The organism is Dactylosporangium sp. NPDC050588 (genome assembly GCF_040654975.1).
Classification (GTDB): Bacteria; Actinomycetota; Actinomycetes; order Mycobacteriales; family Micromonosporaceae; genus Dactylosporangium; species Dactylosporangium maewongense.
The window spans coordinates 29,287-46,420 of sequence record NZ_JBFAJA010000076.1 but is presented as its reverse complement, the minus strand read 5'-3'; the positions used below and the strand labels follow the sequence as shown (position 1 = coordinate 46,420).

General features: G+C 74.7%; 16 protein-coding genes and 1 pseudogene. 4 read left to right on the top strand and 13 right to left on the bottom strand.

What is annotated here, in order from left to right; all coding sequences use genetic code 11:
• Window positions 1-41: 41 nt before the first annotated feature.
• Genes AB0I21_RS41540 through AB0I21_RS41525 form a run of 4 tightly spaced genes read right to left on the bottom strand, consistent with a single transcriptional unit; the run spans window position 42 to window position 5,281 of the window.
• Window positions 42-1,607, bottom strand: a complete 1,566-nt coding sequence (locus AB0I21_RS41540; protein ID WP_360569175.1) for a hypothetical protein — start codon at window positions 1,605-1,607, stop codon at window positions 42-44.
• Window positions 1,604-2,830, bottom strand: coding sequence for a glycosyltransferase family 2 protein (locus tag AB0I21_RS41535; RefSeq protein ID WP_360569174.1), 1,227 nt, complete (start codon window positions 2,828-2,830; stop codon window positions 1,604-1,606). Before AB0I21_RS41535 ends, AB0I21_RS41540 begins: the two co-directional genes overlap by 4 nt.
• A 10-nt stretch (window positions 2,831-2,840) precedes the next feature.
• The gene (locus tag AB0I21_RS41530; RefSeq protein WP_360569173.1) at window positions 2,841-3,710 is read right to left on the bottom strand and encodes an NAD(P)-dependent oxidoreductase; all 870 of its coding nucleotides are present in this window, start codon (window positions 3,708-3,710) and stop codon (window positions 2,841-2,843) included.
• A complete protein-coding gene (locus AB0I21_RS41525; RefSeq protein ID WP_360569172.1) occupies window positions 3,707-5,281 on the bottom strand; it encodes a GMC oxidoreductase in 1,575 nt (524 codons plus the stop codon). Before AB0I21_RS41525 ends, AB0I21_RS41530 begins: the two co-directional genes overlap by 4 nt.
• A 374-nt stretch (window positions 5,282-5,655) precedes the next feature.
• Here AB0I21_RS41525 and AB0I21_RS41520 point away from each other — a divergent pair, with 374 nt between their 5' ends.
• Both AB0I21_RS41520 and AB0I21_RS41515 read left to right on the top strand, forming a co-directional pair.
• Entirely contained in the window at window positions 5,656-6,870 is a 1,215-nt protein-coding gene (locus AB0I21_RS41520; protein ID WP_360569196.1) for an MFS transporter, read from the top strand.
• Window positions 6,871-7,021: 151 nt separating this feature from the next.
• Window positions 7,022-8,224: a molybdopterin molybdotransferase MoeA gene (locus tag AB0I21_RS41515; protein WP_360569171.1), complete on the top strand. Its 1,203-nt coding sequence runs from the start codon at window positions 7,022-7,024 to the stop codon at window positions 8,222-8,224.
• Window positions 8,225-8,260: 36 nt separating this feature from the next.
• Here AB0I21_RS41515 and AB0I21_RS41510 read toward each other — a convergent pair whose 3' ends face one another.
• Together AB0I21_RS41510 and AB0I21_RS41505 are read right to left on the bottom strand one after the other, a co-directional pair.
• Window positions 8,261-8,395 (bottom strand): Rieske 2Fe-2S domain-containing protein, encoded by a 135-nt coding sequence (locus AB0I21_RS41510; RefSeq protein WP_360569195.1) that lies wholly within the window; start codon window positions 8,393-8,395, stop codon window positions 8,261-8,263.
• A gap of 14 nt (window positions 8,396-8,409) precedes the next feature.
• Window positions 8,410-8,814: pseudogene (locus AB0I21_RS41505) on the bottom strand (MBL fold metallo-hydrolase); the annotation flags it as partial.
• Window positions 8,815-9,076: 262 nt separating this feature from the next.
• Here AB0I21_RS41505 and AB0I21_RS41500 point away from each other — a divergent pair.
• On the top strand, window positions 9,077-9,841 hold the full coding sequence (locus AB0I21_RS41500) for a site-2 protease family protein (RefSeq protein ID WP_360569170.1): 765 nt from the start codon (window positions 9,077-9,079) through the stop codon (window positions 9,839-9,841).
• 32 nt (window positions 9,842-9,873) lie between these two features.
• Here the strand turns inward: AB0I21_RS41500 and AB0I21_RS41495 are convergent, their stop codons facing one another.
• Window positions 9,874-10,509, bottom strand: coding sequence for a response regulator transcription factor (locus AB0I21_RS41495; RefSeq protein ID WP_360569169.1), 636 nt, complete (start codon window positions 10,507-10,509; stop codon window positions 9,874-9,876).
• Between the two features lie 268 nt (window positions 10,510-10,777).
• On the opposite strand from AB0I21_RS41495, the gene AB0I21_RS41490 reads away from it, so the two are divergent.
• Complete coding sequence (locus tag AB0I21_RS41490) at window positions 10,778-11,407, top strand: hypothetical protein (protein WP_354904243.1); 630 nt, start codon at window positions 10,778-10,780, stop codon at window positions 11,405-11,407.
• A 123-nt stretch (window positions 11,408-11,530) separates the two neighbouring features.
• Here AB0I21_RS41490 and AB0I21_RS41485 read toward each other — a convergent pair whose 3' ends face one another.
• The 6 genes from AB0I21_RS41485 to AB0I21_RS41460 form a co-directional block, all read right to left on the bottom strand.
• Window positions 11,531-11,800 carry a DUF1876 domain-containing protein gene (locus tag AB0I21_RS41485; RefSeq protein ID WP_360569168.1) on the bottom strand — a complete coding sequence of 90 codons (270 nt, stop codon included), beginning with the start codon at window positions 11,798-11,800 and terminating at the stop codon, window positions 11,531-11,533.
• Window positions 11,801-12,116: 316 nt separating this feature from the next.
• On the bottom strand, window positions 12,117-12,587 hold the full coding sequence (locus AB0I21_RS41480) for a cyclic nucleotide-binding domain-containing protein (protein ID WP_360569167.1): 471 nt from the start codon (window positions 12,585-12,587) through the stop codon (window positions 12,117-12,119).
• A 572-nt stretch (window positions 12,588-13,159) separates the two neighbouring features.
• Window positions 13,160-14,014 (bottom strand): universal stress protein, encoded by an 855-nt coding sequence (locus AB0I21_RS41475; RefSeq protein WP_360569166.1) that lies wholly within the window; start codon window positions 14,012-14,014, stop codon window positions 13,160-13,162.
• Between the two features lie 116 nt (window positions 14,015-14,130).
• Entirely contained in the window at window positions 14,131-14,964 is an 834-nt protein-coding gene (locus AB0I21_RS41470) for a universal stress protein (protein WP_360569165.1), read from the bottom strand.
• Between the two features lie 171 nt (window positions 14,965-15,135).
• Entirely contained in the window at window positions 15,136-16,032 is an 897-nt protein-coding gene (locus tag AB0I21_RS41465; protein WP_360569164.1) for a universal stress protein, read from the bottom strand.
• 35 nt (window positions 16,033-16,067) lie between these two features.
• Complete coding sequence (locus AB0I21_RS41460; RefSeq protein ID WP_360569163.1) at window positions 16,068-16,970, bottom strand: universal stress protein; 903 nt, start codon at window positions 16,968-16,970, stop codon at window positions 16,068-16,070.
• Window positions 16,971-17,134 lie beyond the last annotated feature (164 nt).

Sequence of the window (17,134 nt, the reverse complement as noted above, 5' to 3'; positions counted from 1 at the left end):
CGCACGGCGTGCCGGGTCGGCCGGCAGCGTCCTGTGGGCCCTCACCTGCGGGGCGTCCGGGACCGGGGGATGCCGGTGGCCTCGCGGCGTGAGGTCTCGACGCCGGCGGTGTGCACCCGGCGGGTCGAGGCCGTCGTCTCCTCCGAGGACGGTGCCGGCTCCGGCGAGCCGGTCCGCGCCGGGGCGGTGTCCGGCGCGGTGGGACGGGACGCGACCCGGTGGGCCGCCAGCACGGCCGCCAGCGGCGCCGTCACCAGCAGCGGCACGAGGAAGCGCAGGTCGATGACCGACAGCGTGACGCCCAGCATCAGCAGGGACAGGCTCATGACCGCCAGCAGCACGCTGTCCGCGGCCTCCCGGTCGCGGAGCCGCCGGCCGCCGCCGCGCCGGCGCCGCACGGTCGCGGCGAGCGCGAACAGGGCGAGCAGCACCAGGGCCGACGGTGGCATCACGACGGTCTGCCCGTAGGCCCACAGCGCACTGTTCAGCGGCGTGACCGTGGGTGCGGCGCCGCCGGAGCCCGCCGGCCGGAAGCCGCGCGCCATGAGCGTCGCCGTGCAGTTGCTCACCTGGTTGCCGGACCGCCCGCCGGACGGCATGGTCCACAGGTCCGTGGTGCAGGCGATCCGGGCCGGTGCCGGCCAGCCCGGCTGCACGAGGTGCCAGGCGTCGGTGGCGACCGCGGCGGCGAAGTCCCCGGGCTGCTCGCGGATCGCCTTCAGCGCGAAGTGCCGGAAGAGCCAGTCGTGCTCCGGACCCGGATAGCGCGCGCCGATGCGGTCGCGGTCCAGCTCCCACAGGTACACGTCGCTGACCTCACGGTGGCCGAGCGGCTCCGGCGGGCAGATCTGCCGTTCCTGCGGGGTGAAGTCGGTGCGGGTGCAGTCGACGAACGTCGTGGTGCGCTGCCACAGGTACCGGCCGGTGTAGCTGTTCAGCGCGTAGGCGTCGTAGTGCCGGTCGTACCACACCATGTAGGCGACGACCGGGACGACCAGCGACACGGTGAACAGCGCGATGCGCCGCCAGCCGACCCGCCGCACGATCAGGTACAGCACCACCAGCGCGGCGATGGGCTGGCCGACGGTGCGGGTGAGCGTGACCAGCGCGAAGACCAGACCGCTGAGGCCCATGAGCCACAGCGGGGGCCGCCGCGACCACATCAGCAGCGCGACGCCGGCGAGGAGGAGGAACGAGAACAGCGTCTCGGACAGCACGTAGTGCTCGAGCTGGATCTGGCGCGCGTCCAGGAGCACCGGCGCCGCCGCGAGGGCGGACCAGCTGCGCCGCACCCCTCGCCTGGTGCACAGCGCGTAGATGCCGACCCCCATGACCAGGCCCATCAGGTGCTGGACGGCGGAGACCGAGGCGATGTGGCCGGTCGTGCCGAGCACCTTGAGCATGGCCGGGTATCCGAAGGGCCAGATCGGGCTCGGCGTGCCGGAGCTCGCCGCGTCCATGTACCCCCGCGTGTCGTAGAAGTAGCCGAACGCCGGGTAGTAGGCGGCCATCATGCCGACCCGCAGCAGCGCGCCGGCCGCGACGAGCCCGGCGAGCGCCCGGTGCTCCCGGAGCCACGCGCCGGTCATCCGCCACACGCCGGTCATCGGAGGGTCGTCTGCGAATTGACCGGGCGCTGCGCCGGGATCTCCGGCTCGGCGTCGGCCGCGGGCGGGCCGGTGCGGCGGCCGGCCGCACGCAACGACAGCAGGCTCGCGAACAGGCCCGAGAAGATCAGGATGATGCCCAGCGCGATGGCCGTCGCCGACGGCAGCACCAGGCGCAGGGTCTCCCGCGGGTCCAGCCGTCCGAAGCCGCCGGCGCCCCAGTCGGTGACCGCGACCAGCGTGCTGACCAGGCCGGCGAGCCCGACCAGCAGGCCACCGGCGACGCACCGTTCGAAGCTCAGCCACCGTACCCATCGGACGTGTTTGTCCTCGCGGGTGATGCCTTCCTGGATGCCGTACAGCCGGGCGAACCCGCCGAAGATCAGCAGCTGCGCCCCGACGAGCGTGGCGAGGGACGAGTAGACCAGCGCGCTGACGTCGAAGGAGACGCCGAACACGTGCCGCTCCCCGGGCAGCAGGAGGGCCGTGCCGGTCAGCCCGGCCAGCGCGAGGACCAGGCCGGGGACGAGCAGCGTGCGCTTCGGCGCGAAGATGAGCAGGAAGCGCAGGTGCCGCCAGCCGTCCCGCCAGGTCCGCAGGTGCGGCGGGCGGCTGCGGCCGTCGCGCCTCAGCGGGGTGGCGACCTCGCTGATCGAGTACTTCGCCAGCGCGGCGCGGATGACCAGCTCGCTGGCGAACTCCATGCCCGCCATGCAGAGCCCGAGGGCGCGGATCCGGTCGCGGTGGAAGCCGCGCAGGCCGCAGTGGAAGTCGCCGACGCCCGGCAGCGCGAAGAGCACCCGGCCGAGCCAGGACAGCACGGGATTGCCGAGGTACCGGTGCAGTGCGGGCATGGCGCCGCGGGTGATGCCGCCCTTGAAGCGGTTGCCCATGACGACGTCCTTGCCGGCGCGCAGCTCGGTGATGAACGGGCCGAGGTTGCCGAGGTCGTACGAGTCGTCGGCGTCGCCCATGATCACGTAGCGGCCGCGGGCGGCCTCGATGCCCGCGAGGAGCGCGCCGCCGTAGCCGCGGACCGGGGCGTGGACGAGCGTCGCGCCGGCGGCCGTGGCGAGGGCCTGCGAACCGTCGGTCGACCCGTTGTCGGAGACGACCACCTCGCCGATGACACCGAGCTCGGCCAGCCCCTTCAACGCCTTCCGGACACAGGTCTCGATGGTCTCCGCCTCGTTGAGGCAGGGCAGGACCACGCTCACTTCCACGGGGGCGGCGCTACCGGACATGAAAGGATTCCCCCGAGGTCGTCGAACGGGCAAAGTCGCGGAACGGGACGCCGACGGAGCGGGTCGGCGCGAAGTCGGGGGACGGGTCCTGGTTGAGCACGCTCACGACGCTGTCGCTGCGGAACGGCACGCGCAGGCCGACCATCTCGGCGGCCTTGAGCGGCAGCCAGACCGACCGCCACGGCACCGGCACCACGGCGATCGAGCGGCGTTGCCTGGCCGCGAGCTCCAGGAGGACCTGCCGCAGCGTCCAGCCGCGCTCGTGCGCGGCGATGACCGGCTCGCCGGGCGCGGCCAGCGCGGGCCGGACGACGAGACGGCGGATCAGGGCGGCGACGTCGTCCTCGTGCGCCGGGTAGAGCACCTGCCGGCCGTTGCCGATCAGCGGAACGACCGGCAGCCTGCGCACCATGGTGTTCAGGGCGCCGACCACGCCGCCGGGCTGGTCGCCGAAGACGAGGCCGGGCCGCACGACGAGGGCGCCCAGCCGGTGCGCCGCGTCCTCCACGGCGAGCTTGGCCCGGCCGTAGTCGCTGCGGCAGCCGGGGAAGGCGCTGATGGTCGAGATGAACACGATCGTCTGCGCACCCTCGGCGCGGGCCTGCTCCATCAGCCGGATCGAGCCCTGCACGTTGCGTGCCACCAGGTCCGCGCGGGTGTGCAGGGAGAAGTCCCAGGCGCAGTGGACCAGCGCGGTGACGCTGTTGTCGCGGAAGATGCCGGCTTCCGCCCCGCCGGCGAGGGTGAACCGTTCGGCGGGCGCGCTGCGGCCCAAGCGGACGACCCGGCCGACGCCGGCCAGCCGCTTGCAGATGCGGGAGCCGAGGTAGCCCGAGGCGCCGGTGACCGCGACCCTCACCGGTGCGCCCCCGGATGGGCGCCGATGCGGTAGGCGTTCGCCATGACGGTCAGCGTGATCGTGCTCGCGGTGATGGTGGGGAACACGCTGGAGTCGACGAGGTGCACGCGCTCGAACCCGGCCGGACGCCCCAGCGGGTCCGTCTCGAGCTCGCCCGGCTGCCGCCGCATCGGCAGCGTGCCACCGCAGTGGAAGCCGCGCCCCGGCTCGCCGAGCTTCATCGCCGCGCCCAGCGGCACCGCCCGGATCAGGGAACGGTGCCGGCGCAGCTTCGCGACGAGCCTCCGGAGCACGCCGCGGGTCCGCGGGCTGCGCCGTCCCTGCAGGTCGAGCACCCCGTCGCGGCGCAGGGTGAGGCCGATCTCGCCGGACAGGTCCGAGTGCAGGTAGCCCTGGATCAGCAGCATCCGGCGCAGGAACGCCGCCGAGATCGGCCGGAACGCCGGCCGCGCCGCGCGCAGGGCCGTGGCGATCGCCTGCCGGTAGAGCTCGTTGTAGGTGTAGACCTGCATGTGGACGCTGTTGGCGGACAGTTCGGGGTCGAACACCTCCAGGAACGCCTGAGCGAGCGTGTGCAACGGCTCGTCGAAGACGCCCCGGACGCCCGCGTAGCGCAGCATCGGCAGCAGGAAGTACTGGCTGTCGCGGACGACGACCTCGCGGTCGTAGGCGCCGATCGACGCCAGCACGAGCTTGGTGGTGCACAGCACGCCGGCGCCGACGTAGAGCCGGGAGGCGACGTGCCGGACCGCCTCGCCGGTACGCCGGTCGCGGCCCTCGATGTGCACCTCGCCGCCGCGCTCGGTGAACCCGGTGACGACCACGCCCGGCACGTAGGTGACCTTCCGCTGCGCGACGAGTTCCTGCAGCGTGCGCGCCGGGTTGTAGATCAGCCCGTACGGGCAGCCGAACATGCACAGGCCGCACCGCTCGCACGGCTGCCCGCCGGCGTTGCGGCTGGCGACCGCGAGACGGGCCCGGCCGAACAGGAACCCGTTGCTGCGCAGGGCCTCGCGGTTGGACCGCAGGTCACGCAGCAACGCCTCGGCCTGCCGGCTCACCGGCAGCGACTCCAGCCGCGGCGCGTAGGTGGGGAACCGCTCCGCCAGGTCGTCGTCGGCGCCCGACAGCCCGACGAACGACAGCACCTGCTCGAAGCACGGGCCCAGCTCGCCGGGCCCGGTCGGCCAGGACTCCAGCTCCGCCGGCAGGTAGGGCAGCACCGCCGCCCCCCAGACGTTGCCGAACCCGCCCTTGCCGAACGACGGCACCACGCCGACGCCGGTCGCTCGGGAGGGCAGGTGCCGGTCGGCGTCGCGGTACGGGAAGTCGGAGCCGAAGCTGACCTTCAGCGGGACGCCGCCGGGTCCCGCGCCCATGTTGGCCTTGACCGCCGACACGTCGCCGGGGCTCCACTGCGCCGGCCGCTCGGCGGCCATCCGTGCGACGGTCGACGCGCGGGCGGGTTCGAGCGTCAGACCCGCGTCCAGCACCGTGACGTGCAGACCCTGCCGGGTCAGGGCGACCGCGGCGGCGGTGCCGGCCGGGCCGGACCCGATGACATAGATCATGCCTGGATGTCGCCCGGAGTCCGGCACGGCACGGCTTCACGGGGCGGGCGCGCCGCCGTGACAGTCCACAGTGGACCTCGGTCGGCTTGATGGTGGTGGTGCTGCGCACGCGGGCTCATGGCTCACCTCTGCCGGCAGTCCACCACCACCGAAGCATGGCGGACGCCGGCATCGGTCGTTTCTCACCCGGGCCTCACCCGAAATTCACACATGAACCGCGGGACCGGACCGGCGGCCGTGCGGTCCCGGCGATTCGGGTCCTAGGTCCCTGGGCCCGCGCGCTGTGCGCTCCGATCCTGGAGATCAGCAGCTCACCCGCGGTCGACGGCCGCCGTACGCCGGAGCCGCCACCCGAACCTACGGAAGTGACGATGATGAGTGGACACACTGCACCCGCGGTGACCGGGGCGCGCCGGGGGATGATGCTGGCGATCGCCACGGCCGGCTTCGCGGTCAACTTCTGGGCCTGGGCGCTGCTGAGCCCGCTCGCGCCGAAGCTGAAGGACGCCCTGCACCTGAGCCCGCTGCAGCAGGCGCTCCTGGTCGCGGTCCCCGTCGTCGTCGGCTCGCTCGGCCGGATCCCGGTCGGCGCGCTGACCGACCGGTTCGGCGGGCGGGTGATGTTCCCGCTGGTGTCGCTCGCGACGATCGTCCCGGTGCTGTACCTGGGGCTCGCCGGGCAGCAGTCGCTCACCGGCCTGCTCGTCGGCGGCTTCTTCCTCGGCATCGGCGGGACCGCTTTCGCCGTCGGCGTCCCGTTCGTCACCGCCTGGTTCCCGCCCGCGAAGCGCGGCCTCGCCGTCGGCGTCTTCGGCATGGGCATGGGCGGCACCGCGATCAGCGCGCTCACCACCGTCAAGCTCGTCGGCGCCTACGGCAGCGCGATGCCGTTCGTGCTCACCGCGATCGTCCTCGCCGCCTACGCGCTGCTGGCCGGGCTGCTGCTGCGCGACGCGCCGGACCGGACCGTGCCCGCCGAGCCGCTCGGCCGCCGCCTCGCCGCCACGCTCAAGCTCCGCGTCACCTGGCACGCCTCCGCCCTCTACGCGGTCGCGTTCGGCGGCTACGTCGCGTTCTCCGTCTACCTGCCCGCGTACCTGAAGACCGCGTACGGCCTCGCGCAGGCCGACGCCGCCAACCGCATGGCCGGGTTCGTGCTGCTCGCCGTGGTGATGCGACCGATCGGCGGCTGGTTGTCCGACCGGATCGAACCGGCCCGGGTCCTGACCGGCACCCTGCTGGTCGTCGGGGTCGCGGCGCTCGTGCAGACGTTCACGCCGGCCCTCGCGCCGCTGGGCACCGTGGCCTTCCTGTCCCTGGCGGCCGCGCTCGGCGCCGGCAGCGGAGCGACGTTCGCGCTCGTCGCGCAGCTCGCCCCGGCGAACAAGGTCGGTTCCGTGACCGGTGTGGTGGGCGCCGCGGGCGGCCTCGGCGGGTTCGTGCCGCCGCTGCTGATGGGCAGCATCTACGGCCGGTACGGCTCCTACGCGGTCGGCCTCGCGCTGCTCGCGGTCGTCGCGGCGGGCGCGGTGCTGCTGACCGCCACCGTCGTGCGCAGGTCGGCGCGTGCGGTCCCCAGCCGTGCCTGACCCGTTCATGGCCCCGCCGCCCGGTGTGCGCCGGGCGGCGGGGCCGCCCCGTGCGGGGCTCCGCCCGGCGGGGGCCGTGGCGGCGGACAATCGGTACTGGAAGCGACCTTTCGGCGAGGGACGGGCGACATGTCCGGATACGGTGGATGACATGACCGCGGCGATCACCCGCCCGCACCACCCGCGGCGCCACGCCGGCGGGACCCCGTGGGCGGCCGCCCGCGCGCTGGCGCACCGCGTGGCGGAGCCGCTGGGCCTCGTCGAGGTGCCGCTGACGGGCGCGGCCGGCCGCACCCTGGCCCGGCCGCTCGTCGCCGCCGTGGACCTGCCGGGCTTCGACAACGCGGCCATGGACGGCTTCGCGGTCCGTGGCGACGGTCCGTGGCGGGTCGTCGGCGGTGTCCTGGCCGGCGGCCCGGGCGCGGCGCCGCTCGCGCCCGGCGAGGCGGTCGAGATCGCCACCGGCGCGCCGGTCCCGGCGGGTGCCGACCGGGTCGTGCCCTACGAGGTGGTCGCCCGCCACGGCGCGGTCGTGTCCGCGCCCGACGGTGGTGCCGGCAAGCGCCACATCCGGCGGGCGGGGGAGTACGTCACCGCCGGGCGGACCGTCCTGCCCGCGGGGTCGGTGCTGACCGCCGCCGCGCTGGGGCTCGCGGCGAGCGTCGGCGTGGACGTCGTCACTGTCCGGCGCGCACCGACCGTCCGCCTGCTGCTCACCGGCGACGAGATCGTCACGGCCGGCACCCCGGCCCACGGCCAGGTGCGCGACGCGATCGGGCCCACCCTGACGGCGCTGCTGCGGGCCTGGTCCGCCGACCTGGTCGACGTGCGGTGGACACCGGACCACCCGGCGGCCGTCACGGCCGCCGCCGTCGAACGGTCGCTGAGCGACGTCGACGTCACCGTGGTCGGCGGCGCGTCGTCGGTCGGCCCGGCCGACGCCCTCCACGATGTGCTCACCACCGCCGGCGCGACGATCCACGTCGACGGCGTCGACTGCCGGCCCGGCCACCCGCAGGTGCTCGCCTCGCGCGCCGGGCACTGGCTCGTCGGGCTCCCCGGCAACCCGTACGCGGCCATGGTCGCCGCGTTCACGCTGCTGCAGCCGCTGCTCGCCGGCCTCGCGGGCCGGACGCTGCCGGCCCTGCCCCGGGTGTGCCTGGACGGCCCTGCCCGGGTGCACGCCACCGCGACCAGCATCGTGCCGGTCCGCTGGGACGGCGCCGCGCCGAGCGTGGTCGACGGCGCCCGGCCCGGCCACCTCGGCGCCGCGGCCCTCGCCGACGCGCTCGCCGTCGTGCCACCCACGTGGCGTCCCGGCGAACCGGTCGAGCTGCTGATCCTGCCGCAGTGACCTGCCCTGGCGCCGGCTGAGCGCCAGGGCCGGCCATCACGCGCGGTCGAGCCGCCGGGCGCGGATGGGGTGGCCCGCGCTCGTCACACACCGGCCGGTGGGCAGGTCGAACTTCCAGCCGTGCATCTGGCACGTCAGCACGGTGCCGTCGAGCTTGCCGAAGCGTTCCAGGTTGGCCTTCAGGTCGACGAGTCGCCGATCGGGCCGTCCGTCGGCGACACGAGCGCCTGGATCATGACGTTGAGCCCGCCGTCCAGGGCCACCGGCTCGCCGCTGCGGGTCCGCAGGAACGACCGGAACCCGAGCGCCCGCAGCTCGTCCTCCAGGTCGCTGGTCGGGTACTCGGGCAGCAGTACCGTGGCCGACTTCGACACGTGCCGGCGCAGGTGCTCCGCGTCGAAGTGGTCCCGGTGCAGGTGCGACACGTAGAGGTAGTCGCAGCGGCCGAGCCGGTCCCAGTCGAGACCGGAGTTGTCGGGGAACGGGAACCAGGAGGCGAGGAACGCCGGGTTCACCCACGGGTCGCACAGGATGGTGCCGGCCGGTGTCTCGATCAGCATGCCGGCGTGGCCGGTCCCGGTAACCCGCATGGGCGCACGTTCCTCTCCGCCGCCGCGGACGTAGCGGCACGGTGCCGAGCCTGCCGCCTGCCGGCCGGGCCGGGCAGTGCTGAAGGGCCCGACCGGCACCATGCCGAAAGTCCCGGACCCGGGTGGCACGAGGACCGGTGGCACCGGGACTTCCGCCGCCGTGCTCCGGCGCCGCGGCGCGCGAGACTTGAGGTGCCGGGGAACGGCGGAACCGCCCCGTCCCGCTCGCTCCGCGGCACCGTCCACCGGGGGCAGGTGTGACATGAAACAGACGCTGCGGCTCGGACGCGTCGCGGGAATCCCGATCGGCGTCCACTGGTCGGTGCTGGTCATCATGGTGCTGCTGGCGCGGAGCCTCGCCACCGCGGTCCTGCCGGCCGATGCGCCGGGCACCCCCAGGCCGGTCGCCTGGCTGTTCGGCGCCGCCGGTGCCCTGCTGATGCTGCTGTCGCTGCTCGCCCACGAGCTCGCGCACGCCCTGGTGGGCCGGCACTTCGGCATCCGGGTCGAGCGGCTGACGCTCTGGCTGCTCGGTGGCGTGGCCGAGTTCCGCGACGAGCCGCCCAGTGCGCGGGCCGACCTCCTGGTGGCCGGCGCCGGCCCGCTGACGAGCGTCGCGGCGGCGGCGGGGTTCGGGTCCGTCGCGGTGCTGCTGTCTGCCGCCGGCGGGCCGGTCGCCGTCGTCGTCGTGCTGCTCTGGCTGACGACGATCAACCTGCTGCTCGCCGTCTTCAACCTGCTGCCCGGTGCCCCGCTCGACGGCGGCCGGGTGCTGCGGGCCGCGCTGTGGTGGTGGCACGGCGACCGTGCGCGGGCCGCGCTGACCGCCGTCCGGGTCGGTCACGCGCTGGGCGTGACGCTGATTCTCGCCGGGCTGGTCGAAGTGGTGATCTTCGGCTTGGTCGACGGTCTCTGGACGGCGCTGGTGGGCTGGTTCCTGCTGATGGCGGCCGGCGCGGAGGGCGAGTCGGTCCGGACAGGGGGCGGCGCCCAGCGGCAGCAGCCGAAAACCGGTGCGTTCCGGTAGCGCCGCACCCGCCCCGGGTCAGTTGCTTGCCGTCAGTGCTTGCCGAGCAGGCGGGAGGCGAGCACCGCCGCCTGGGTGCGCCGCTCCAGCCCGAGCTTCGCCAGCAGGCTGGAGACGTAGTTCTTCACCGTCTTCTCCGCCAGGAACATCCGCTCCGCGATCTCGCGGTTGGTCAGGCCTTCCGCCACGTGCAGCAGGATCTTGCGCTCCTGGTCGGTGAGGTTCTTGAGCTCGTCGGGCTGCTCCGGGCCTTTACGGATGCGCTCCAGCACCCGTGCGGTGACGGCCGGGTCCAGCAGCGACTGGCCGGCGGCGACCCGGCGGATGCCGTCGATGAGGTCGGTGCCGTGGATCTGCTTCAGCACGTAGCCCGAAGCGCCGGCCATGATCGCGGCGAACAGGGCCTCGTCGTCGTCGTACGACGTCAGGATCAGTGCCTTGATGGTCGGGTCGACGGAGCGGACGTCGCGGCAGACGTCGATGCCGCTGCCGTCGGGCAGGCGCCCGTCGAGCACGGCGACGTCGGGCCGCAGCGCGGGAATGCGGTGCGTCGCGTCGACGGCGGACCCGGACTCTCCGACGACCTCGATGTCACCCTCCCGCTCGAGCATCTCGCGCAGGCCGAACCGGACGACTTCGTGGTCGTCGAGCAGATACACCCGAATCATGGCTTCATTGTCACCCGGTGGCCGCCCGCGCGGGCGGGCCGAAAGTCCCGGGCTGCCCCAGCCCTTCGGCACTGCCCCGGCCTTCGGCACCGAACCGGTCCCTCGGCACTGAACCGGCCCTCCGGCATCGACCGGCCGGAGGTCCCGCGGTGCGCCGGGACGTTGGTCCCGTCGATGCGGGTGGTTGTGCTCTGTGGCGGGCCGGTGCCAGTGCCACAGGCTGATGCCATCACATCGACGCACTTTCCAAGGCCCCGGAGGGCACGCCATGAAGCGCAAGACGCTCGACATCCTCGTCGGTCTCGGCCTCGTCGTCCTGGCAGGGCTGCTGCTGGTGGCCGGCCTGGTGCTGACCAGCAACGCGAACTTCGCCAACGACTACGTCAAGGACCAGCTCGGCCAGCAACAGATCTCCTTCAAGCCGGCGGCGACCCTGACGGCGGAGGAGAAGGAGTCGGCCTGCCTGGTCAAGTACGCCGGTCAGCAGCTGACCACCGGCAAGCAGGCGGAGTGCTACGCCAACGAGTTCATCGGGCTGCACCTCAAGTCGATCGCGGGCGGCAAGACCTACGCCCAGATGGGTGACGTCCAGGCCGACCTGAAGGCGAAGATCGCCGCGCTGCCGAAGGACGACCCGGCCGCCGCCGACCTGCAGAAGCAGCTGACCGACGCCAACACGGCCCGCGAGACCGTGTTCAAGGGCGAGACCCTGCGCGGCCTGCTGCTCACCTCGTACGGCTTCAGCGAGTTCGGCGCCAAGGCCGGCCAGGCCGCGCTCGTCGCGTACTTCGCCGCCGGCCTGCTGCTCCTGCTCGGCGCCGCCGGTCTCGTCCACGCCGCCGCGACCCCCGGGACCAAGGGCTTCGCGGTCCCCGACCAGGCACTCGTCAGCGCCTGACCGCCGGCCGTAACCCCCGAACCCCCGACCCGGGCCTCCCAGTGAGCGCCCGGGTCGGGCGCATGTCGGCATCGGGCTGCCGGACCGGCGGCCTGCCGGTCCGGCAGGTGTGGACGGGCGCGGTCAGGCCAGCAGCCGCACGCGCTCGTCGGTGATGGCCTGGATGTCGGCCGCCGCCGAGAGCAGCAGCTGGTGGCCGAGGTCGTTGAGCGCGCGGGCGACGGCGAGCTCGTCACCGATCTCCGGCACGTTCTCGTCGGCGGGGTTGAGGCGGGCCCGGCCGACGCCGAGTTGGTGGCTGTCGTCGTTGGCGTGCAGCCGAGCCTCGGCGTGGGTCTCTCCCTCGGTCTCACCGATGAGCAGGTCCACCGTCCAGTGCTTGGTCGTGGTCATGATCTCCTCCAGTCCGGTCGTTCGTCGCGTCGCGGGGCGACGCGTCACCTCCGGCGGTCCCGCGACCGGGCCGCGGTCCGGGCGCTCGCGTCGATCTCGGACGGAAGGCGGGCGCCTGGGCCGTGGCGACCCTGCCCGCGAACGTGCCACCAACAGCGGTGCCGCGACGCCGGCGATCCTCGGTGACCGCCGGGTCGACCGGGGAAGCTGAGCGGGCCGTCGTGCTGGGTGAAGGCGTGACCGTTCCAACGGTACTCGCGGGCCTGCCGCGAACCGGCGTGATTCGGCACCGCGGCGCAGCGGCCCCGGGCCGGGGTCACCGCGTCGGCTCGGGCTCCCGGTACAGGTCGAGCATCCGCAGCCGGGTCGCCTGCATCCGCTCGACGACCACCCCGATCAGGCGCCGGGTCAGCTCGTAGCCGAGCTCCGGCTCCTCGGCGCACATCGCGCGGACACCCGCGGCGTCGAAGCAGATCGCCAGGACGGGCGTGTCGGCCGTGGCGCCGAAGTGCCAGCGGTACGGCGGGAACAACCACGACCAGCCGAGCACCTGTCCGGCGCCGATGGTCTCCACGACGACGTCGCCGCGGCCGGGCAGGCGCGTGTCGAGACTCACCAGCCCGTCACGGATGAGCCAGAACCGGTCCGCCCTGCCGCCTTCGCTGAAGAGCCGGGTGCCCGCGCGGACCGTCACGCGGTGCGAGTAGTGCGCCATGCGCTCCAGGAACCGGTCCGGCACACCGGCCATGAACGGATGCTCGACGAGCAGATCGTGTGCGGTGATCATCGATCTCACCTCAACCGTCGTGTGGTGGTCTCCGCCTCCAGACAACGTGTCCCCGGCCGGTCGCAGGTAGAGCCGCGAGCCCTCCGATGGCAGGACCTACGGCCCTGTCGCCGGCCGGGGTCGTCCGGGGACGCACGGCCGCAAGTCTTCAGGCCCGGGGTCCGGCGGCCGATGGTGCGGTTGACGACTGACTCCTGGAGGATGGCAGTGACCCTGCGGCGCAAGCTGGTCGGTGGGTACCTGCTGGTCGCGGTCCTGGTGGCGCTCGTCGGGGTGGTGGCCTGGCGGGTCGACGTCGGGTCCGCGCGCCGCGCGGCGATCACCGAGGCTGAGGTCGCCTCCACCGGCCGGGCGCAGCTGACGATCGCCGTCGTCTGCGGCTCCGGTGTGCTCCTCGTGCTCCTGGTCGGCGGGCTGCTCGCGTCGTCGGTGACCCGGCGGGTCGCGACGCTGACCGCGGCGGTGCGCGCAGGGGTATCACCTGGCCCGCCCGGCACCGGTCGGGCAGCTGCGCGCCGCCGCCGACCTCGTCCGCGGCTGACCCCGGGCCGGGCCTCACGCCGCCGGTGCAGTCAGGGGGCCGCCGGCGCGTGGACGATCAGCACCGGGCACGCGGCGTGGTGCATCAGGTGCTGGCCGACGGAGCCGAGGAGCAGGCCGGCGAACCCGCCGTGCCCGCGGCTGCCGACGGCGACCAGCTGGGCGGTGCCGGAGGCGTCCAGCAGCGCCTGGGCCGTCCGGCCGTTGACGAGCCGGGTTTCCAGCGCGACGGCCGGGTACTTCTCCCGCCAGCCTGCCACCGCCGCCTCCAGCAGCTGCTGTTCCGTCGCCTCGATCATGGCGTACGGCAGGGAGGTGACCATGGGTGGCAGGTAGGCACGGACGGCGAGCACACCGGTGCCGCGCAGCCGCGCCGCCTCGAACGCGACGCCCAGCGCGGCGTCGGAGCTGGGGGAGCCGTCGACGCCGGCCACCACCGGGCCGCCGGCCGCGGCCCGGCCGCGCACCACGACGACCGGGGTGCGCGCGTGCGTGGCGACCTGCTGGCTGACCGACCCGAGCAGCAGGTGGGTGAGCCCACCGCCGCCACGGTTGCCGACCACGATCAGGCGGGCGCCCGCGTCACCGAGCTCGAGCAGGGTCGGTGACGGCGCGGCGTGGACCGCCGTGCCGTCGATGCTGACGCCGGTGCGGCGCCGGCGGAGATGCTCCACGATCTCGGCGATCAACGCGTCGCCGCGCTCCTGCGCCTCGGCGGCCATCTCCCCGGCCGGGCCCGCGTACTCCCCGCCGGGCCAGGCGAGCTGGTAGGCGTACACGATGTGCAGGCGCGACCCGGTCCGCTCGGCCTCGTCCACGGCCCAGTCGACGGCGGCCCGGGACTCGCCCGACCCGTCGAATCCGACGACGATCCGCTGTGCGTCCATCGCAGTCCTCCTTCGTGACGGTCCGGCCTCAGCCTGCGGCGGTCCGCACCGGCCGGACAGGGCCAGGGTCTCCTCGCCGGCGGGACCTCCGGCCCGCCCGGCGGCGCGGGGCGCCGTCAGTGCCGGGCGATGAGGACCGGCGAGTCCGCGTGCTCGAGCACGTGCTGGGCGACCGCACCGAGATGCAGACCGGTGAAACCGCCGTGCCCCCGTGCCCCGAGCACGATCATCAGCGCGTCCCGCGCCTCGTCCAGCAGCACCGGGACTGGCACGCCCTGCCGCACCCGCGCCTCTGCCTCGACGGCGGGGTCCTTCGCCCGCAGCCGCTCCAGGTCGGCGTCGAGCTCGGCGGCCAGCTTGTCCGGGTCGGGGCGGCGGGCCAGGCGGCTCGCCGGCGGCTGCCACACGCGCACCGCGACCAGCGGCACCCGGCGGGCCGACGCCTCGCCGAACGCCGCCTCCAGCGCCAGCAGGCCGCCGGCGGACCCGTCGGTGCCGACGACGACCGGCCCGTGGGACGGCAGCTGCGCCTCCGGCCCGGACCAGCGCTCGGCGTGGTGCACCACGAGGACCGGGCAGTACGCGTAACCGGCGAGCTGCACGCCGACGGAGCCGACCAGCAGCGAGTGGAAGCCGCCGTGCCCGCGGCTGCCGACGACGACCAGCTCGGCGTGCCGGGACTGCTCGCGCAGCGCGTGCGCGGGCTGCCCGAACCACGTCGACGTCGTCACGTGCAGGCCCGGATACCACCGGCGGGCCTCGACCGCGGCGTTCAGGACCAGGCCCTGCTCGTCGGTGATCTCCTCCGGAGGGCCGGGGACGCCGAGGGCGTGCGTGATGCGCAGCGGCAGGCGGAGCCGGACCGCCTCGTCGGCGGCCCAGCGGACCGCGCCGAACGCGGCCGGCGAGCCGTCGACGCCGACGATCACCGGCCGTTGGATGGTGGTCATGACGGCCTCCTCACGATGTGCGGCGGTGTCTTCAACGGTCGTCCACCGCCGGGCCGGCCGGAAGGGCCGATGGTCCCGTCCACCGCCGGCGGCGACACCGGCGCATGCGCCGACCGGCCCTGACCGTGTACCCGATCCTGGCCGCGCCACCCGGCGGATGGGCGCGGTGCCTCAGGCGGCGCCTCGCCCCGCCGGTGTACGGGCGGGCGCGCCGTGGGGCCGCGGGACGACCAGCACCGGCCGGTGGGCGTGGTGCAGGGTGGCCATCGCCACGCTGCCGAGCATGATCTCCTGCGCCGCCGAGCGCCCCCGCGAGCCGACGACGACCAGCGCCGCCGACCGGTCCGCCGCGTACCCGCCGAGGGCGTCGGCGATGGCGTGGCCCGGTGCCCCGTTCCCCGGCCGGACCTGGACCGGGTTGACGGACCGGCTCCCGTCCGGAGGCGGGGTCGACGGCCACTCCTCGGCCCTGTCGTGCACCGACACGAGCACCACCTCCCGCTCCGGCAGCAGCCGGTCGGCGGCCACGACCGCGGCCGAGGCACCCGGGGAGCCGTCCCAGCCGACGACGACCGGTCCGCCCGGGACCGCCGCGGCGTCCCGCATGAGCATGGGATGCGGCACGACCAGCACCGGCTTCGGGCTGTAGTGCACGAGGACGTCGGAGACGCTGCCGAGGACCGCGCGGAAGCCGTCGAGGCCACGGGAGCCGACGAGGACCACGTCGGGCTCCAGGGCGGCGGTGGTCCTGGCCAGCTCGAACCCCTCGCCGCCCTCGGTGGGCCGGGTGAGGGCCTCGGCGCGCCAGCCCGCGGTCCGGGCGATCGTGACCCCGGTGACGACGACCTGTTCGGCCCGCCACGCCCCCTCCCCGCGCAGCGCCTCGACGAACTCCTCGATGTGGTCCCGGCCGGCCCACAACCGCCGGCGGAGGCCCTCCTCGGCGAACGGCGGCGTCCACAGGTACGCGATCCAGGCGTGCGCGTCCGGCAGCAGTTGCGTGCCGGCCCGCAGCGCGGCGTTCGCGGCGGCGGAACCGTCGTAACAGACCAGGGCGCGCTTCGTCATCGCGGACCCCTCCTGACTGTCGGGTGGCCGCCGGGTCACCTCGGCGGGCGGACGACGACGACCGGGCAGTGTGCGTGGTGGACGGCAGCCTGGCCGGCCGAGCCGAGCAGCAGCCCGGTGAAGCCGCCGTGCCCGCGGGCACCGACGACCAGCAGCTCGGCGGCGGCCGAGGCGTCGACGAGCACGCCGCCGGCGCGACCGGCGACGACCTCGAGCCGGACGTCGACCTGCGGGTACTTCTCCTGCCATCCGGCGACCGTCTCGGCGAGCACCCGGCGCGCGCTGAGCAGCTCGGCCTGCTCGCCGTGCACCGGCGGGGCGACCCCGTCGGCCTGGCCGCTGACGTGCCACTGGACCGCGGTGACCGCGGTCAGCCCGGCCCGCCGGAACGCGGCCTGCTCGAACGCGAGGCCGAGCGCGAGGTCCGCGCCGTGCGAGCCGTCGACACCGACGACGACCCGGCCGGCGTGCGGCCCGTCGGGACGGTCCACCTCCCGAACGACCACCACCGGGCAGGCGGCGTGCCCGGCGAGCTGGACCCCCGTCGAGCCGACCAGCAGGGCGGCGAAGCCCCCGAGGCCGCGGCTGCCGACGACGACGAGCGACGCCAGCCGCGACGCGGCCAGCATCGCCGGCACGCACAGCCGCGTCGAGAACTCGGTGGTGATCCGCAGGTCGGCGCCGACGTCACGGGCCACCACGACGGCGTCGGCGAGCACGCGGGCCGCCGTCGCCCGCACGTCGGTCTCGTAGGCGACCGGCAGCGCGAACCCCACGGGCGGGAACAGCAGGTCGGGCCAGTCGTGCGCGTGCAGCAGGTGCAGCGGCCGGTGCCGCCGTGCGGCGTCGGCGGCGGCCCACCGCACGGCCCGCATGCTGCCGGAGGAGCCGTCGACGCCGGCGACGACAGCGGTGGCCGGGACGGATGACGTGGACATGGCAGCCCTTCGAGTCGCTCCTGTGCCGTCATCGGGACGGCGGGTCCCCCACCACCAACCATCCGCGCCGGGTGCGTGGCCGGCCAGGGCCGGCGGCAACGGGTGACCGGCCCTGGCCGCGTGCATGGTGGGCGTCGGGGCGGGCAGGAGGGCCGGGTGCGACG